Below are 15358 nucleotides of genomic sequence, written 5' to 3' on the forward strand. Positions count from 1 at the left end.
GCCTTAAATTGCAATCGCATGCGGCTTTTGGCTCACAGATCAAAGCTTAGCCCAAAGCTTACTGGCGCCAGCCGGTCTTCTTCTTGAGATTCATGACGTAACCGATGACTTCGGCGACCGCCTTGAAGTGTTCGGTCGGAATCTCGCCGTCGATCTCGACGCTGGCGTAAAGCGCGCGGGCGAGCGGCGGATTTTCGACGATCGGCACGTCGTGTTCGGTGCCGATGGCGCGGATCTTCAGCGCGATGGCGTCGAGACCCTTGGCAAGGCAGAGCGGCGCGTTCATGCCCGGCTCGTATTTCAGCGCTACCGCGTAATGGGTCGGGTTGGTGATGATGACGCTGGCCTGCGGCACCTGCTGCATCATGCGATTGCGCGCCCGCTGCATGCGGAGCTGGCGGATCTTGGCCTTGATGGTCGGATCGCCCTCGAGCTGTTTGTACTCTTCCTTCAATTCCTGGAACGACATCTTCTGGCGCTCCATCCAGCTGTGGCGCTGATACAGCCAGTCGGCGATGGCGAGCACGGTCAAAACCGCGATCGATGTGCCGAGCATGGAGTTCATCAGATCAAACGAATACGGCGTCAGCTTCGCGACATCGAGCGTCGCCATCAGGCCGAGCTCTTCGCGTTTAGGCCACACCGCCCACACCACCGCCGCACCGACAATGACGAGCTTGGCGATGCCTTTGGCGAAATTGACAAGGCTCGTCTTGGAGAAGAGGCGCCCGAAGCCGGCCATGGGCGAAATCTTCGACAGCTTCGGCTCGATCTGTTCGGTCGAATAGATCAGGCCGTTCTGCACGATATTGCCGAGGATTGCGGCGCCGACGAGAAACAGCAGCGGCAGAGCGAGCGCCGAAAGGACCAGTATGGACATGGTGACGGTGAGCTGCGTCAGCGATCCGCCGTTGACGGGGATATGCGCAACATTCGTCAGGAAGCCTTTCAGCCCCATGGTCAGCGACCGTGCCGCCTCGCCGCCAAACATCAGCAGCGACAGCGCACCCGCCGACAGAAGGAACCAGTTATTGACTTCGATGGATTTCGGAACGTCGCCGCGCTTTCGCGCATCGTCCAATTTTTTCTGGGTTGGTTCTTGCGAGCGTTCGCCGCTACCGCCTTCTTCTTCTGCCATCGGTCAGATCACCTTTGCAGAAGTGCGTTGAGCCCACCTTCCAGATAGGAGAGGTACACTCCCATCATGGCGGCAAGGACGAGGGCAAGAACCGCGAAGCCCAAAATGATCGAGGCCGGCATCGCGATGAAGAAGACCTGCATCTGCGGCATCAGGCGCGCAAGAACGCCAAGCCCGACATTGAAGATGAGGCCGAAGATCAGGATGGGTGCCGAAATCTGCACCGCGATCTTGAACGATCCGGCGGCAAGTTCGGCGACATATTTGCCGGCATCGCCCGCATCCGGAAAAACGCCGGGGCGGAAAATCTCATAGCTGTGCCCAAGCGCCGCGATGACGAGATAATGCAAATCCGTCGCGAAAATCAGCGCAACGGCGAGCAGCGAGAGAAAGGTGCCGATCAAGGCGCCCTGCTGTCCCTGGCTCGGATCGAGCGAGGTGACAAAGGCAAGGCCCAGCTGGTTGGCGATGATCGTACCGGCGGTCTGCAGCGCACCGAGCATCATGCGGCCGCCAATGCCGAGCACAAAGCCGATGGCGATCTCGCCGATCAGAAGACCGATCACCTGGACGACGCCGGTGAACGGCGTCGGATAAAAGCTCGAGGCCAGCGGGAAGAAGACAAGCGTCAGGATCAGCGCGACCGACAGACGGACACGCACCGGGAACGAGCGCTCGCCGAGCCCCGGCAGAAGCATCACCATCGTCCCGATCCGCGAAAAGATCAGCATGAAGGCGAAGCTGAGTTCCGGCAGGATCTGGAAGCTCACTATCCCCTCAACTTCCGCGCGGTCCGGATAGCGGTTCTCCGCTCAATCCGGGCGCGACTTAGCCGCCAGCGACGATCAGTGCGGCGATTCGGTTCATGTGTTCGGAGAGTACGTCACCCATGAAGGGCAAAGCGAGCACGAGAACGATGAACATCGCAACGATTTTGGGCACGAAGACCAGGGTCATTTCCTGGATCTGAGTCAGCGCCTGAAACAGCGAGACGATCACACCGACGATCAGCCCGCAGATGAGCAGCGGTGCCGACACTTTCAAAAGAACGATGATGGCATCGCGGCCCACATCGAGAACTTCCGGCCCTGTCATTTTACTAATCCCTTTCAAGGCCGCTCAGATCGGCATCCGCATGATTTCTTCATAGGCCGAGATCACCCGGTCGCGGACGCTGACCAGCGTTTCCATGGCCACTTCGCTTTCGGCGACGGCGGTCACGACATCGACGAGATCGCCTTTGCCCTGCACGGCCTTTGCCGTCTGCAGATCGGCGTTGCGGCCGCTGTCGGACACCGCGCCCACGACCTGCTGCAGCATTTCGCCGAAGCCGCCGCTATCGGCGCTTTTCGCAAGGCCCGCACCGGGCTGAGGCGTGAGGCTCGGAGCGCCGAGCGTGGCCAGACTCTTATAGGCATTGGCGGCAAGCAGAGGTGACGACATGGGTCAGTCCTTCTCAGGCTCTCAGGATTTCAAGCGTGCGCGCGACCATGCGGCGCGTCGCCGTGATCACGCCGAGATTGGCTTCATAGGTGCGCTGGGCTTCGCGCAGGTCCATCTGCTCAACCAGTGAATTGACGTTCGGCGTCAGCACATAGCCGGCAGCGTTCGCCGCCGGATGGCCCGGCTCGTATTTCGTCTCAAAAGGCGCCTTGTCCTTCTCGATGCGGCCGAGCTCGACGACCTGCGCACCGAGCGCATCGTCGAAGCGGCTTTTGAAGGTCGGAATTTTGCGCTGGTAAGGCGCGCCGCCGGCGGTGTTCGCCGTCGAATCGGCGTTGGCGATGTTTTCCGAAATGATGCGCATGCGCCCGGACTGAACCTTCAGGCCGGATGCCGCGATGGAAAGCGAGCGCAGGAAATCCATGATCCCTCCTCAGGGCCTCGTCATCAGCTCCGGCGGCCAACCGCCATTTTCAGCATTCCGAGACCGCGGCTGTAGAGGTCCGCGGCCATCTGGTAGTCCTGCACGTTCTGACTGACGCGCATCACTTCGTCTTCGAGTACGACGGCATTGCCCTGCGGGGTAACCTCATAGGGCTTGCGGCGCTCGTCCCTCATGGCGGCGCCCGGGGCTCCCGGACCCATATGGCGCGGATCGGTCGCAACCATAGTCACGCCGCTGGCGCCGCCGGTTTTGGCCGCGAGTTCGGGAAAGCTGAGATTTTCGAGATCGCGGGTTTTGTAGCCCGGCGTGTCGGCATTCGCGACATTCTGCGCCAGAACGCCCTGGCGCTGCTCGTGCCAAGCCATTTTCTGCTTGAGCATGCCGACCAAAGGAAGATCGCCGAACAGCATTGGGGGTAACTCCGGCGGGCAAATGCCCACCCGGCAGAATTTGCCGGGTGTATGGTTAACCATGCGTTAACGTCGTTCGGAATTCCCGCTAGGCTCTAGGGGCAGCATTTGGTAATTTGCTTCTCCCGGCCGCGCGCGGCGGACTATGAGGACGGGTATTCAGCGTGCTCGATCAGTTGTTTGGCGGCGAATTGTCCGTCCCCCTGCGTTTCATCATCGCGTTCGGCGTCGTTCTTTCGCTGATCGCGCTGGTGTTTGTGGGCCTGCGCCGCTTTGCCGGCCGCAAACTCCCGCTCTCCAATGGCGGACGCGCCCGCCAGCCGCGCCTTGGCGTTCTCGACGCCTTCGCCATCGACGCCCGCCGCCGCCTCGTCCTGATTCGCCGCGACAATGTCGAACATCTCATCATGATCGGCGGTCCGAACGATGTTCTGATCGAAAGCGAGATCGTCCGGGCTCCGGCCCAGGCCGGCCTTCCCGCCCAGCAGCAGCGCACGCAGCGCGGCACGCAGGAAAACGGCCGCCCCGCCGCAGCCCCGGCGGCTGCTCCCGCGCAGGCCCCGGCCATCCAGGCGCCGCAGCGTGCGGTGGAAGCACCCGTCGCCTCCGCTCCCGCGCCGGCCGAACCTGAAATCCGTCCGGCGCCGTTCCGCTCGAGCCTGCCGCGCTCGGCTCCGCCGCTGCAGTCTCCGATGCAGGCCAATGTGCCGCCGCCGGTTCCGCCGATGCCGAAACCGCCGGCCCGTCCGCTGCGCGCTGAGCCGCCGGCCGCCCCGCAGCGCGAGCGCGTGACGGAAGCGCCGTCCGCCGCTATCGAAGCGCCTGTCGCTCCGATTGCCGCCGCCCCGGCCAAACCGAAAGCCGATGTCGATCCGCTTTACGCCGACATCGAAAAGAAGCTGAGCGAGGCCCTCGCCCGCCCGGCGGCGCCCGCGCCGCAGGCCGCGCGTCCGGCCCCCGCTCCCGCGCGCCGCGAGCCCATCCCCGAAGCGCCTGCCCCGGCTCCCGCCCCGGCAGCCAAAGAGCCGAAATCTCACCTCGACGCGCTTGAGGAAGAGATGGCGAGCCTTCTGGGACGCGATCGCCCGTCGTGATCGCGCGACGGACAGCGTATTTACTCACTGTATTAGGACTGACCGCCGCTCTCAGCGGAACTGCGTCCGCGCAGGGTATTTCGGTCGATCTCGGCGAAGGCGGCGTCTCCGAACGCGCGCTTCAGCTGATCGCGCTTATCACCGTCCTCTCGATCGCGCCATCGATCCTCATCATGGTGACGAGTTTCACGCGCATCGTCGTCGTGCTGTCTCTCCTGCGCGCCGCGCTCGGCACGCAGACGGCGCCGCCGAACACCGTCATGGTATCGCTGGCGCTGTTCCTAACGGCCTTTATCATGGCTCCGGTGTTCACCCAGGCCTATAATGATGCGGTGGTGCCGATGGTCGCCGGGCAGATCACGCCCGAAGAAGCCTTCAACCGCGCAACGCCGCCTTTCCGCACCTTCATGCTTCGGCATGTGCGCGAGAAGGATCTCAGACTGTTCAGCGATATGGCGCAGGAACAGGCGCAGTCGCCGGACGATGTGAGCCTGCGCGCCCTCGTTCCCGCCTTCATGATCTCGGAACTGCGCCGCGCTTTCGAAATCGGCTTTCTTCTGTTCGTTCCCTTCCTCGTCATCGACCTCGTCGTCGCTTCCATCCTGATGTCGATGGGTATGATGATGCTGCCGCCGATCATCGTATCGCTGCCGTTCAAACTGATATTCTTCGTGCTCGTCGACGGCTGGAACCTCGTCGCCGGCTCGCTTGTCGAAAGCTTTGTGCGCTAGCGTTCCTGCATGCAGCTTGCGATCTTCGATTTCGACGGCACCCTTGCCGACAGCTTTCCCTGGTTCTGCGCCGAGCTGAACGGCTTTGCGCACCGCCACGGCTTTCGCGAGATCGATGCGTACGAGACCGAGGCGCTGCGCTCGAAATCGACCCGCGAGATCATGGCGGCGCTGAAAGTGCCGATGTGGAAGCTTCCGGCCATCGCGCGCGACATGCGGGCGCACAAAGCAGAGGCCGACATCAAACTGTTCAACGGCGTGCCGGATGCGCTCACGGCGCTCAAAGAGCGCGGTGTTGTGCTGGCGATGGTGAGTTCCGACAATGAAGCCGGCATACGCCGCACCATGGGCGCGGAAACCGCGGCGCTGTTCTCGCATTTTTATTGCGGCGCCTCGCTGTTCGGCAAAGCCGCCAAAATCCGTAAAACGCTGAAAGCCGCAAACATCGCGCCTGAGAACGCCGTCTATGTCGGCGACGAGACGCGCGATGCGGAAGCCGCAAAACAGGCGGGCACGCGCTTTGCCGCGGTTCTGTGGGGCTATGCGAGCCGCGAGGCGCTTTTAGCCTCAAGCTCGGATCTGGTTCTGGAGCGTCCTGAAGACATCGGAAAACTTTTCCGGGAATAAGCCGATCCGTATGAACCATGACATCAGCGGCGCGTACTCATCTCCATAACGTCACATTTTGGAGGGCTGAACATGCCGCTTCTCGTTGCTTCCATCTTTATCTCCGGCCGTCGCCGCTGAAACCGCGAAAGCCCCGCTCCGGCGGGGCTTTTCGTTTGAGCAAACCCGCCGATTTCCGTTGCTGTGTCTTTACCGCGTTTACAGACGGGCTTTGACGGGACGCCGGGACCGGCCTTCTATCGGGCCATGAAGACATGGCTTCTCGCCCTTCTTGTCTGCGCCGCGCCTCTGGCGGCGGCTGAGGCTGAAACCTCGGTCACGGGCTTCAACCCGCGCTTCAGCACGCCGCCGTCAAATATGGATCCGAACTACCGGCCGCCCTATGAGCCGGAAAGCCGGCTCGACGTCACCATCGATGTCGACCCGTTCAGATGGCGCGACCGCGACCGGCGGCCCTGCCGCAATCCCCGCTCCTGCCGGAACTAGAAATATTCAACAAAACGGTTGAATAATTTTTCGGCTCGACTATATTCAACCACATGGTTGAACAAAGCACGCTCGATGCCGTCTTCGCAGCCCTCGCCGATCCGACGCGGCGGGCCATGCTGCGCACGCTCTCAAAGGGCGAGAAAAGCATCGGTGATCTTGCGGCGCCGTTCCGCATGTCGTTTGCCGGGGCCTCCAAACACGTAAAGGCGCTGGAAAACGCCGGCCTTGTCCGCCGCACGGTGAAGGGCCGCACGCATCTGTGCCGCCTCAATCCGCGGCCGATGCACGGCGCGATGGAATGGCTCCGCTATTACGAGAATTTCTGGACCGACAAACTCGACGCGCTTGAGCGCCGGCTGAACGAAGACGACAAAGGGAGATCGTGATGAGTGAGTATGTCACCGACATTGCCCCGGACACTGTCCGCCTCGAACGCAGCCTGCCCGGCCCCATCGAACGCGTCTGGTCGTACATAACCGACAGCGACAAGCGTCAGACCTGGCTGGCGCGCGGGCCGATCGATCAGAACGAAGGCGGCACGGTCGAACTGACCTGGGAGAACGACAAGCTCTCCAATGACAGCGACGATGACGCGCCGGAGAATTTCAAAGGCGGCAAGACCCATACGATGAGGGGACGCGTGCTCGCCTGCGAGCCGCCGCGCCTTCTGTCTTTCACCTGGCCGGGCGATAAAGGTGAATCGCAGGTGACGTTCGAACTGACGCCGAAGGGCGATCGCGTTCATCTTGTCCTGACACATAGCCGCCTTGCCTCGCGCGACGGAAAGATCGGCGTTTCCGGCGGCTGGCATGCGCATATCGGCATTCTCGAAGACATCCTGGAAGGACGCAAAACGCGGCCCTTCTGGAAGAACTTCAACCGCCTTCACGCGGAGTATAAAACGCGCCTCTGAAGCGCCTAACCCGGAAGCGGCCCGGCCTGGATGCGCTCGTCGATCCAGGCCGCGGCGCCTTCGAGACTGTCGAACACCGGCGGCACCTGCGCGACAAGATCGCTGCAGGGACCAAAGCCCGCTTCGCGAAACCACCCCCCGCCATTGGCGGTTTCCTCGGGCGTCACATGGACGAATACGGCGACCAGCTGTCCTTCGGCGAGCGCAAGCCTGCCCTCCTGCGAACCGCCGTCCGTCAATACGTCGATCCGCTGGAAGACAATGTCGCTCATTTTATCGCGGCTCGTTCTGCAAACTCAGATAGACCGGCGAGAACTCGGCGATCTCGCTGAGCCTGTCCCAATCGAGAATCGTCACGGCGCCGCCTCCCTGCCATTGAACGATCCCGCCGTTGCGAAGTTCCGTCAAAACCCGGTTCACATGAACGGTCGACAGGCCGAGCGCATCGCCCAACTCCTCCTGGGTGATCGGCATATGAAAGCTGTTGCCATTGGTCTGGCCGACCGCCCCGAGGCGTACATGCAGCTCGCAGATGAGATGCGCCATCTGCGCCGTCGCCGAGGTGCGGCCCATCGCCGTCAGCCAGGAGCGGTGAATGGCGCTGTCGATCAGCGTCGACAGCCACAATATGCGTGCGAGATGCGGATAGTCCTCGGTGATCTTTTTGAGGTTCGCATGGGGCACGAAGGCGCAGCGCGTCGGCGCCAAAGTCATGACCCCATGATCCATGGTCTTCAGCAGAAACGAATGCAGATCGACGAAATCGCCTGAAATATGGATGGCCGATATTTGCCGCCGTCCGCTCGGCAGCACCTTATAGCGGGCGGCGAACCCCTCCATGATGATGCAGGATTCCGTCGGCCGGTCGCCTTCACGGACGATATCCTCGTCGGCACGGAAATCGCGGATGCGCGAGAAGGATTTTTCCAGGACGTCCTTTTCCTCATCAGACAGGACATCGCTGCGTTCGAGCTTACGAATCAAAGTTGCGGTCATGAATCCCCCGCCGCCTAATTCGGCGGGTTTGCCTCCTTCCTCATTAACCTATGTGTTTGCTAACGCTCTTGGCCCGCCTTCCCGTTCCCTTTGTTGGCCGGAAGGTTGGTTTTGGACACATATCGCGCCTTTATTCTCAATGAGCGGAACCAAATCGTCCGGGCCGAAATCCTCGAGGCCTCCGATGACGAGGCGGCTTTTGCCGCCGCCCGGCCGTTCTGGCAGGAGGCCGATCTTGAGATCTGGCGGGGCAGCCGTCGCGTCGTCCGCGTGCTGAAGGGCGGCCAGACGGTCGCGCCCGCTACGCCTTCGGGCGACTGATTTTAGTCCTAACGTTGTTACAAAATGAAGCGGCCCTCGTGGGGAGACGAGGGCCGCTGGCGCCACAGCCGGGGAAGCGGCAGCGGCGGAGATACCGGGCGTCCCCGGATCCTTAGAAGGGCAGAACGATATCCATGACCTGCTGGCCGTAACGCGGCTGCTGGACGTCGCTGATCTGACCGCGGCCGCCATAGGCGATGCGGGCTTCGGCGATTTTCTTGGAATCGATGATGTTGTCGGACTGGATGTCTTCCGGCCGCACAATGCCGGCGACGATCAGTTCGCGGATCTCAAAATTCACGCGCACTTCCTGCCGGCCCTCGATCACCATATTGCCGTTGGGCAGGACCTGGGTGACGACGGCGGCGACATTGGTCTCGAGTTCTTCTTCGCGATCGACCGAACCCGAGCCCGTGCTGGACGCAGTGGAGTCCGTGCTCACGAGACTCGACGGTGTCATGTCCTGGGGCAAATTCTTTTCGAGGCCGAACAGGTTCGGCATGCCCATCTTCTCGCTGTTGGCGCGCGTGCGCGTCGTCTCATTGTCGATCTCGGCCTTGTCGTCGATCTCGACGCGCACCGTCAGAATGTCGCCGACGCGCGAAGCGCGCTGGTCCTTGAAGAAGGCGCGCGAGCCTGTGCGCCACAGCGAGTTCGAATTGAAATGCACCGGCTGAGGCTCGGGCATCGGCATCTGTACGGGCCGGTAGCCGGGCTTGGCCGTCGGATTGTCGATCGCCGAGAGCGAGGGCTCCTTGCCGATATCCTTGAAACGCTGGCCGGCGCCGCATCCGGCGACCGTCACCGCGATCAGCGTGAGACTTGCGATATGCAGAAAGCTCTTCATGACATGTCTCACTTTTGGGCGCTGACAATGGTGCGCGGGGCCTGGACCAGAACCTGATCGGGGCCGGTAACGACCGCCTGCAGGACGCGTTTGGATTGGGTGTTCATGACCTGGATGGCGGCGCCGTTCTTGCCGTCGGACATTGCCTGGCCGATGGCGGTGAGCGTCAGGCCGCCGGTTTTGAGCACCACCGAAACGGTAGCGCCGCTTTTCACGAGAACGGGTTCGGAAAGATCTCCCGTGCGGATCGCCTGCCCCTCGCGCAGCGCGCGGCGGACTTCCATGCCGACCACGAGCATCGCATCATCGATCTGGCCGTCGCGCACCGCCGCTTTGGGTTTGCGCTCGATGCGAAGATCGTTCGAGGTCAATACCGTGCCGCGCTCAAGCGCTCGCGCCGCCGTGATCATGGCCGCGGTCTCGACCGCTTTGCCGGTCAGCTGGCGGCGCTCATCGGTGCCGTCGATCCGCCGCACGATCAGCGTGGCATCAAAACGGCCCTGGTTCTCCGTCCAGAAAGCATCGGCGAAGCGGATCGCGCCGTCGGCTTCGACCGGCACATGGATATTCGCAAAGGCGGGGTCGATCTCGATCGCGAGCGCGTCGGGACCTTCAAGCGCCGCGCCGTCGGCCAGAGCCTGAGACAGCAGCGGCAGCATCTCGTCTGCGGTGACGATGCGGCTGGCATGCTTCACCGCGACCTTGCCGATGCCGGAGGTTTCAACATCGACGAGACCATGCGCCGCGGCGACCGCGATGATGTCATCGGCCGGAACAATGCCTGTCTGCCCGAGATCGGGCGCGCGGAAGACCGCGATCTCGGCCTTCGTGCCGGCACCCGCGATCAGATCGCCGAGCGTGACGAGATCGCCGGCGACGGTGACGACGGGCTTCAGCATCGGCGCGGATTGCGCAAACGCTTTGGGCACCAGCAGCGCCAGCGGGAGCAGGACGAGGAAGAAGAGGCGGATCATGGTCATCCTCAGATCATCTGCGTCGTGGCTTGCAGCATCTCATCGGCTGCAGTGACGACACGGGCGTTCATTTCGTAGGCGCGCTGTGCGGAGATGAGGTCCGACACTTCGGTGACGGAGTTGACGTTCGCGGCTTCGAGATGGAACTGCACAAGCGTGCCCATGCTCTCGCTGCCGGGATTGTCCGTCTGCGGCGGGCCTGAGGCTTCGGTCTCGCGGAAGAGGTTTTCACCCTTGGATTCGAGGCCCGACGTATTGATGAAGCGCGAGAGCTGGATCTGGCCGAGTTGCTGCGGCGCCGTCTGGCCGGGAAGCGTCGCCTCGACAACGCCGTCGCCATTGATGCCGACGCCCGTCGCATCCGCCGGGATCGTGATCCCGCCTTCGACCTCGTAGCCGTCGACGGTGACGAGTACGCCGTCCTGGTTCAGCTCGAACGAGCCGTCCCGCGTATAGGCGATTTCGCCGTCCGGCATTTCGATGCGGAAGAAGCCTTCGCCGCGGATGGCGATGTCATAGGTCTTCTCGGTCGCCTGCAGCGGACCCTGGCTGAAGATGCGGGGTGTGCCGGCGGTCTTGACGCCGGAGCCGATCTCAACGCCGACGGGCGCAGTCGTGCCGGCATCGGAGGTCGTCGAGCCGGCGCGGCGCAGCGACTGATAGAGAAGATCCTGAAAATCGACCCGCTGTCTTTTGTAGGCGGTGGTGCGCATATTGGCGATGTTGTTGGAGATGACGCCGACATTGGTCTCCTGGGCCAACATGCCGGTTGCTGCAACATAAAGAGCGCGCATGTTCTGTTCTCCTTAGGCCGTGACGTCGCCGAGGCGTTCGATCGCGGTGCGCCTCAATTCGTCGCCGCGCTGCATCATCTGAGCGAGCGTCGAATAGGCACGGGTGAGTTCAACCAGGCGGGTCGTTTCGACGACCGCCTGCACATTGGATTTTTCGACAGCGTATTGCTGGATGCCGCCCTGCCCCGGCGCGAGCTCGGCGCCGATACCTTCGGCGCGGAACATGCTCGAGCCCGTGGCAACGAGGCTCTGCGGATCGCCGAAGGTCGTCAGCAAGAGGCGGCCGCGGGGACCTTGATCGGTCGAGACGGTGCCGTCTTTGCCGACGGTGATCGCGGTTTCGGTGTCGGCGAACTGAATGGGGCCCGAGGTCGACATGACCGGATAGCCCTCATTCGTGACCAGCGTGCCCTGCGTGTCGAGCTGGAACTGGCCATTGCGCGTATAGCGCACGCCTTCCGGAGTCTGGATGGCGAAGAAGGCCTCGCCGTCGATCGCAAGATCGAGCTGGTTGTTGGTAATCTGGATGGGGCCGGCGGAAAAATCCTGCCAGGTCGCACGGTCCTCGACATAGGACAGGCGCTTGTCGCGATTGTTCGGAAAGATTTCCGCGCTCGCAACCGGCATCAGATATTCGCTGAACTTGACCTGTTCGCTCTTGAAACCTGCGGTTCCAAGATTGGCGATGTTGTTCGCAACCACTTCGAGCTCTCGCCGAAGGGCCATCTGACGCGACAGGCCAACGAGTTGTGCGTTTTCCACGAAGCTTCCCCCTTCGCGTGTTCAGTCTCTGTCCAACCGCCCTTCCCGGCGTCCGGACACACAGAACAATTCACGCAGCGTGCCAGTTGGAAAAACGCTGATTTACCAATGGGAAACCATATAGTTCTCTGAAAATTGAGGGTAATTCCGGTACCACCCGGCAGAATTAGCCCGGCAAAAATTGCCGTACGGAAAGAGGTTGTTAACCATTCTTTCCCTAGCCTTAAGGAAACGGCGCTCGGCCGGATTCTGAGGCTCTTTCCGAATGGCAAATGTTGCGGACGCCCCTGATGTCGATGGCGGCGAAGGCCAGGAGGCCCCGAAGGGTAAGTCGCGCTTCGGCCTGAAGCTTGGCAAGAAACAGATGATCATGGCGGCGGGCGGACTTCTCGTCCTGCTCGGCCTTGGCGGCGGTGCGTACTTCTTTCTGGGCGGCACGCATGAGGAAGAAGCCGGCCATGCCGAAAAGCAGCCGGTCGTCTTTATCGATCTGCCCGACATGATGGTCAATCTGACGGCGCCGTCGGAGCGCCCGAAATACCTGAAGATGAAAATCGCGCTCGAAGTCTCCGACGAAAAGAACGCCGAGCAGATCCGCCCTCTCCTGCCGCGCGTCGTCGACAGCTTCCAGACTCACTTGCGCGAAATGCGTCCCGAAGATCTCGACGGTTCGGCCGGCATGTACCGGCTGAAGGAAGAACTGCTGCGCCGCATCAATCAGGCGGTATTCCCCGCCAAGGTTGATGCAATCCTCTTCAAAGAACTCCTGCTGCAATAGGCGCGATCGAAATGGCCGGCGAAGAAGACAATATCGACATTGCCGCCGAATGGGGCGCAGCTCTCGCCGAACAGGGCGCGGGCGGCGACAATCCGGAAGAAATGGCCGCCGAATGGGCGGCCATGCTCGATGGCGGCTCGGCCGTCGTCGACAATCAGGTGCGCGGCGGCGCCGACCGCATCCTCAATCAGGAAGAAATCGACAGCCTTCTCGGTTTCAATCTGGATGAGCTGTCGCTCAACCAGCATTCGGGCATTCGCGCGATCATCGATTCGGCGATGGTCTCCTACGAGCGTCTGCCGATGCTCGAAATCGTGTTCGACCGGCTTGTCCGGTTGCTCACGACGTCTCTGCGCAATTTCACCTCCGACAACGTCGAAGTTTCGCTCGACCAGATCACCTCGGTCCGCTTCGGCGACTATCTGAACTCGATCCCGCTGCCGGCGATCCTCGCGGTCATCAAGGCCGACCCCTGGGACAATTACGGCATCGTCACCGTCGACTCGAGCCTCATCTATTCGATCATCGACGTTCTCCTCGGCGGACGCCGCGGCGTCGGCCCGATGCGTGTCGAGGGCCGTCCCTACACGACCATCGAGACCAATCTCGTCAAGCGCATGATCGAGCTCGTGCTCGTCGATGCCGAACAGGCCTTCAAGCCGCTGTCGCCGGTGCACTTCAACATCGACCGGCTCGAGACAAATCCGCGTTTTGCCGCCGTCGCACGGCCCGCCAACGCGGCGATCCTGGTCAAGCTCCGGATCGACATGGAAGACCGGGGCGGCACATTCGATTTCCTCCTGCCCTACGCAACGATCGAGCCGATCCGTGATGTCCTTCTGCAAGGCTTCATGGGTGAAAAGTTCGGCCGCGACGCGACCTGGGAAGGCCATCTTGCGACCGAAATCTGGGCTGCCCAGATCGATGTGCAGGCTGTTCTGTATGAGCGGCTGATGCCGCTGAAACGCATCATGGATCTCGAAGTCGGCGACACGCTGATGCTCGATGTCAGATCCGACAGCCTCGTCGAATTGAGATGCGGCGATTTTCTTGTGACGCAAGGGACGATGGGACGATCCGGAGAGCACGTCGCCGTCCAGGTCGCGCGGCCCGTCCGGCGCTCGCGCACCACAATGGCCATATTCGAGTCCGCCGAGACTCAGAAGGAGACGCTGTAATGAGCAACGGAATTGCGCTGGTGATCGAGTCTTTGGTGGCAGTGCTTCTCGTCATGACCATCGGCTATTGCTGGCTGCTGAATAAGCGTCTGCTCAAGCTGCGGTCCGACGAAAGCGTGCTGCGGGCGACGATCGCCGAGCTCGTTACGGCGACCGACATCGCCGGGCGTGCCATTTCGGGACTCAAACAGGCTGTGCATGACTGCGACACGGCTCTTGGCGAACGCTTGGGGCGCGCCGAAGACATTTCCCGCCATATAACGGAGCAGACCGCTATCGGAGAGGATGTCGTGCGCCGCATTGCCCTGCTCGCCACTGCGGCCCGTCCGGCGCCGCTGAAGCCGGAACAGCCGCCGGCGAATACGCAAACGCAACGTTCGTCCTCCACACTGGCGGCCGCCCAGGCGTTTGTGCGCCGTAACCAGGAGCGCCATTCGGCGGCCTAAGGACGAAGATGAAACTGCGCGTACTGCCCCTTGTGATGGCCTGCGCGGGCCTGCTGCTTGTCTTGAAAGCGGCAGGCCTTGTGCTGACCGGGCATTATGCGTTCGAGGCCCAGCCCGTCCCCGCGGCGACGGCGGCCATTCCCATCGAGCAGACCTACCGGCCTTCCGCGGCCGCCCGTACGGGCAATTCCTGGAACATGCCGGCCGACGGCGGCACTTACGACCCGATCGTCACCGGCAGTCTGCCGCCTAAAAAGCCGAAGGAAGAGAAGCCCGCCGCCGAGGCGAAGCCGGCTGAGAAACCCGCCGCGGGCGGCCATGGCGCGCCCGCCGCCGAGACGCAGCCGCAAACGCCGCCGGTCGATGCCGTCGACCAGATGCAGAAGAACAATCCGGAGAATTTGTCGAGCGCCGAGAAGGCCTTGCTTGACCGTCTTCAGGCGCGGCGCCAGGAGCTCGACAGCCGCTCGCAGGAACTGGACCTGCGCGAAAATCTGCTCCGCGCCGCCGAAAAGAAGATCGAAGAACAGCTCGTCGAACTGAAGGCGGTCGAGGATCGTATCGCCGCGGCCGAAGAGGCCAAGAAATCCGAGGAAGACGCCAAGCTGAAAGATCTCGTGATCATGTACGAGAACATGAAACCCAAAGAAGCCGCGGCAATCTTCGATGTCATGGACATGAAGGTTCTCGTCGAAGTCGCGAGCAAAATGGCTCCGAAAAAGGCCGGCGATGTGATCGCCAAAATGGAGCCTGCCGTGGCCGAGCGCCTGACGGTTGCTTTGGCCAAGCGCCAGGAAGCAAAAGCGGTGGCGGCTAATCCCGCCAATTCCGCCAATTTGCCTAAAATCGAAGGTCAAAAGGCCAACTAATACCCCCCATTTCCTCTCTATGCGGGAGGACGTTTGTTAACTCCCTACCGTGTATCCAGATGCGAACCGCAGGACGCGGAGGGTCGAGTTTTGTCGCACAGGA

At 62.0% G+C, this 15358-nt stretch carries 23 protein-coding genes; 11 read left to right on the forward strand and 12 right to left on the reverse strand.

The window, feature by feature from the left end; all coding sequences use genetic code 11:
- Positions 1 to 58: 58 nt before the first annotated feature.
- The 6 genes from flhB to flgB all read right to left on the reverse strand — a co-directional run bounded on the left by flhB (position 59) and on the right by flgB (position 3436).
- Positions 59 to 1138 (reverse strand): flagellar biosynthesis protein FlhB, encoded by a 1080-nt coding sequence (gene flhB, locus IZ6_RS11705; protein ID WP_222875230.1) that lies wholly within the window; start codon positions 1136 to 1138, stop codon positions 59 to 61.
- 8 nt (positions 1139 to 1146) lie between these two features.
- Positions 1147 to 1869: a flagellar biosynthetic protein FliR gene (fliR, locus tag IZ6_RS11710; RefSeq protein ID WP_222877622.1), complete on the reverse strand. Its 723-nt coding sequence runs from the start codon at positions 1867 to 1869 to the stop codon at positions 1147 to 1149.
- A gap of 97 nt (positions 1870 to 1966) precedes the next feature.
- Positions 1967 to 2233: a flagellar biosynthesis protein FliQ gene (gene fliQ, locus IZ6_RS11715; protein ID WP_222875231.1), complete on the reverse strand. Its 267-nt coding sequence runs from the start codon at positions 2231 to 2233 to the stop codon at positions 1967 to 1969.
- 24 nt (positions 2234 to 2257) lie between these two features.
- Entirely contained in the window at positions 2258 to 2581 is a 324-nt protein-coding gene (gene fliE / locus IZ6_RS11720) for a flagellar hook-basal body complex protein FliE (RefSeq protein ID WP_222875232.1), read from the reverse strand.
- Positions 2582 to 2594: 13 nt separating this feature from the next.
- Positions 2595 to 3005 carry a flagellar basal body rod protein FlgC gene (gene flgC / locus IZ6_RS11725; RefSeq protein ID WP_222875233.1) on the reverse strand — a complete coding sequence of 137 codons (411 nt, stop codon included), beginning with the start codon at positions 3003 to 3005 and terminating at the stop codon, positions 2595 to 2597.
- A 23-nt stretch (positions 3006 to 3028) separates the two neighbouring features.
- On the reverse strand, positions 3029 to 3436 hold the full coding sequence (gene flgB, locus IZ6_RS11730) for a flagellar basal body rod protein FlgB (RefSeq protein WP_222875234.1): 408 nt from the start codon (positions 3434 to 3436) through the stop codon (positions 3029 to 3031).
- Between the two features lie 164 nt (positions 3437 to 3600).
- Here flgB and IZ6_RS11735 point away from each other — a divergent pair, with 164 nt between their 5' ends.
- The 6 genes from IZ6_RS11735 to IZ6_RS11760 all read left to right on the forward strand — a co-directional run bounded on the left by IZ6_RS11735 (position 3601) and on the right by IZ6_RS11760 (position 7290).
- Positions 3601 to 4530, forward strand: coding sequence for a flagellar biosynthetic protein FliO (locus tag IZ6_RS11735; RefSeq protein ID WP_225873898.1), 930 nt, complete (start codon positions 3601 to 3603; stop codon positions 4528 to 4530).
- Positions 4530 to 5261, forward strand: coding sequence for a flagellar type III secretion system pore protein FliP (gene fliP, locus IZ6_RS11740; RefSeq protein ID WP_420825586.1), 732 nt, complete (start codon positions 4530 to 4532; stop codon positions 5259 to 5261). Before IZ6_RS11735 ends, fliP begins: the two co-directional genes overlap by 1 nt.
- A 9-nt stretch (positions 5262 to 5270) precedes the next feature.
- Positions 5271 to 5888, forward strand: coding sequence for an HAD hydrolase-like protein (locus tag IZ6_RS11745; RefSeq protein WP_222875236.1), 618 nt, complete (start codon positions 5271 to 5273; stop codon positions 5886 to 5888).
- 246 nt (positions 5889 to 6134) lie between these two features.
- Positions 6135 to 6374, forward strand: coding sequence for a hypothetical protein (locus IZ6_RS11750; RefSeq protein WP_222875237.1), 240 nt, complete (start codon positions 6135 to 6137; stop codon positions 6372 to 6374).
- Positions 6375 to 6427: 53 nt separating this feature from the next.
- Complete coding sequence (locus tag IZ6_RS11755) at positions 6428 to 6763, forward strand: ArsR/SmtB family transcription factor (protein ID WP_222875238.1); 336 nt, start codon at positions 6428 to 6430, stop codon at positions 6761 to 6763.
- Positions 6763 to 7290 (forward strand): SRPBCC family protein, encoded by a 528-nt coding sequence (locus IZ6_RS11760; RefSeq protein ID WP_222875239.1) that lies wholly within the window; start codon positions 6763 to 6765, stop codon positions 7288 to 7290. Before IZ6_RS11755 ends, IZ6_RS11760 begins: the two co-directional genes overlap by 1 nt.
- A gap of 5 nt (positions 7291 to 7295) precedes the next feature.
- Here the strand turns inward: IZ6_RS11760 and IZ6_RS11765 are convergent, their stop codons facing one another.
- Together IZ6_RS11765 and IZ6_RS11770 are read right to left on the reverse strand one after the other, a co-directional pair.
- Positions 7296 to 7562, reverse strand: coding sequence for a hypothetical protein (locus IZ6_RS11765; RefSeq protein ID WP_222875240.1), 267 nt, complete (start codon positions 7560 to 7562; stop codon positions 7296 to 7298).
- A 1-nt stretch (position 7563) separates the two neighbouring features.
- A complete protein-coding gene (locus tag IZ6_RS11770; RefSeq protein WP_222875241.1) occupies positions 7564 to 8286 on the reverse strand; it encodes a Crp/Fnr family transcriptional regulator in 723 nt (240 codons plus the stop codon).
- 111 nt (positions 8287 to 8397) lie between these two features.
- On the opposite strand from IZ6_RS11770, the gene IZ6_RS11775 reads away from it, so the two are divergent.
- The gene (locus IZ6_RS11775; RefSeq protein WP_222875242.1) at positions 8398 to 8607 is read left to right on the forward strand and encodes a hypothetical protein; all 210 of its coding nucleotides are present in this window, start codon (positions 8398 to 8400) and stop codon (positions 8605 to 8607) included.
- 112 nt (positions 8608 to 8719) lie between these two features.
- On the opposite strand, the gene flgH is transcribed toward IZ6_RS11775, so the two are convergent.
- From flgH to flgF, 4 genes are read right to left on the reverse strand one after another with little or no spacing between them, the layout of a single operon-like run.
- Positions 8720 to 9454, reverse strand: coding sequence for a flagellar basal body L-ring protein FlgH (gene flgH, locus IZ6_RS11780; RefSeq protein WP_222875243.1), 735 nt, complete (start codon positions 9452 to 9454; stop codon positions 8720 to 8722).
- An 8-nt stretch (positions 9455 to 9462) separates the two neighbouring features.
- Positions 9463 to 10428 carry a flagellar basal body P-ring formation chaperone FlgA gene (flgA, locus tag IZ6_RS11785; RefSeq protein ID WP_222875244.1) on the reverse strand — a complete coding sequence of 322 codons (966 nt, stop codon included), beginning with the start codon at positions 10426 to 10428 and terminating at the stop codon, positions 9463 to 9465.
- Between the two features lie 8 nt (positions 10429 to 10436).
- Complete coding sequence (gene flgG, locus IZ6_RS11790) at positions 10437 to 11222, reverse strand: flagellar basal-body rod protein FlgG (protein ID WP_222875245.1); 786 nt, start codon at positions 11220 to 11222, stop codon at positions 10437 to 10439.
- A gap of 12 nt (positions 11223 to 11234) precedes the next feature.
- Positions 11235 to 11984, reverse strand: a complete 750-nt coding sequence (gene flgF / locus IZ6_RS11795; protein WP_222875246.1) for a flagellar basal-body rod protein FlgF — start codon at positions 11982 to 11984, stop codon at positions 11235 to 11237.
- A 265-nt stretch (positions 11985 to 12249) separates the two neighbouring features.
- On the opposite strand from flgF, the gene IZ6_RS11800 reads away from it, so the two are divergent.
- The 4 genes from IZ6_RS11800 to IZ6_RS11815 are packed head-to-tail and all read left to right on the forward strand — an operon-like array spanning position 12250 to position 15255.
- Positions 12250 to 12762, forward strand: a complete 513-nt coding sequence (locus tag IZ6_RS11800; protein WP_222875247.1) for a flagellar basal body-associated FliL family protein — start codon at positions 12250 to 12252, stop codon at positions 12760 to 12762.
- A gap of 11 nt (positions 12763 to 12773) precedes the next feature.
- The gene (gene fliM, locus IZ6_RS11805; RefSeq protein WP_222875248.1) at positions 12774 to 13940 is read left to right on the forward strand and encodes a flagellar motor switch protein FliM; all 1167 of its coding nucleotides are present in this window, start codon (positions 12774 to 12776) and stop codon (positions 13938 to 13940) included.
- The gene (locus tag IZ6_RS11810; protein ID WP_222875249.1) at positions 13940 to 14386 is read left to right on the forward strand and encodes a DUF6468 domain-containing protein; all 447 of its coding nucleotides are present in this window, start codon (positions 13940 to 13942) and stop codon (positions 14384 to 14386) included. Before fliM ends, IZ6_RS11810 begins: the two co-directional genes overlap by 1 nt.
- Before the next feature lie 8 nt (positions 14387 to 14394).
- Complete coding sequence (locus IZ6_RS11815; protein ID WP_222875250.1) at positions 14395 to 15255, forward strand: MotE family protein; 861 nt, start codon at positions 14395 to 14397, stop codon at positions 15253 to 15255.
- Positions 15256 to 15358: the final 103 nt, after the last annotated feature.

The sequence above is a fragment of the Terrihabitans soli genome, assembly GCF_014191545.1.
Lineage (GTDB): Bacteria > Pseudomonadota > Alphaproteobacteria > Rhizobiales > Methylopilaceae > Flaviflagellibacter > Flaviflagellibacter soli.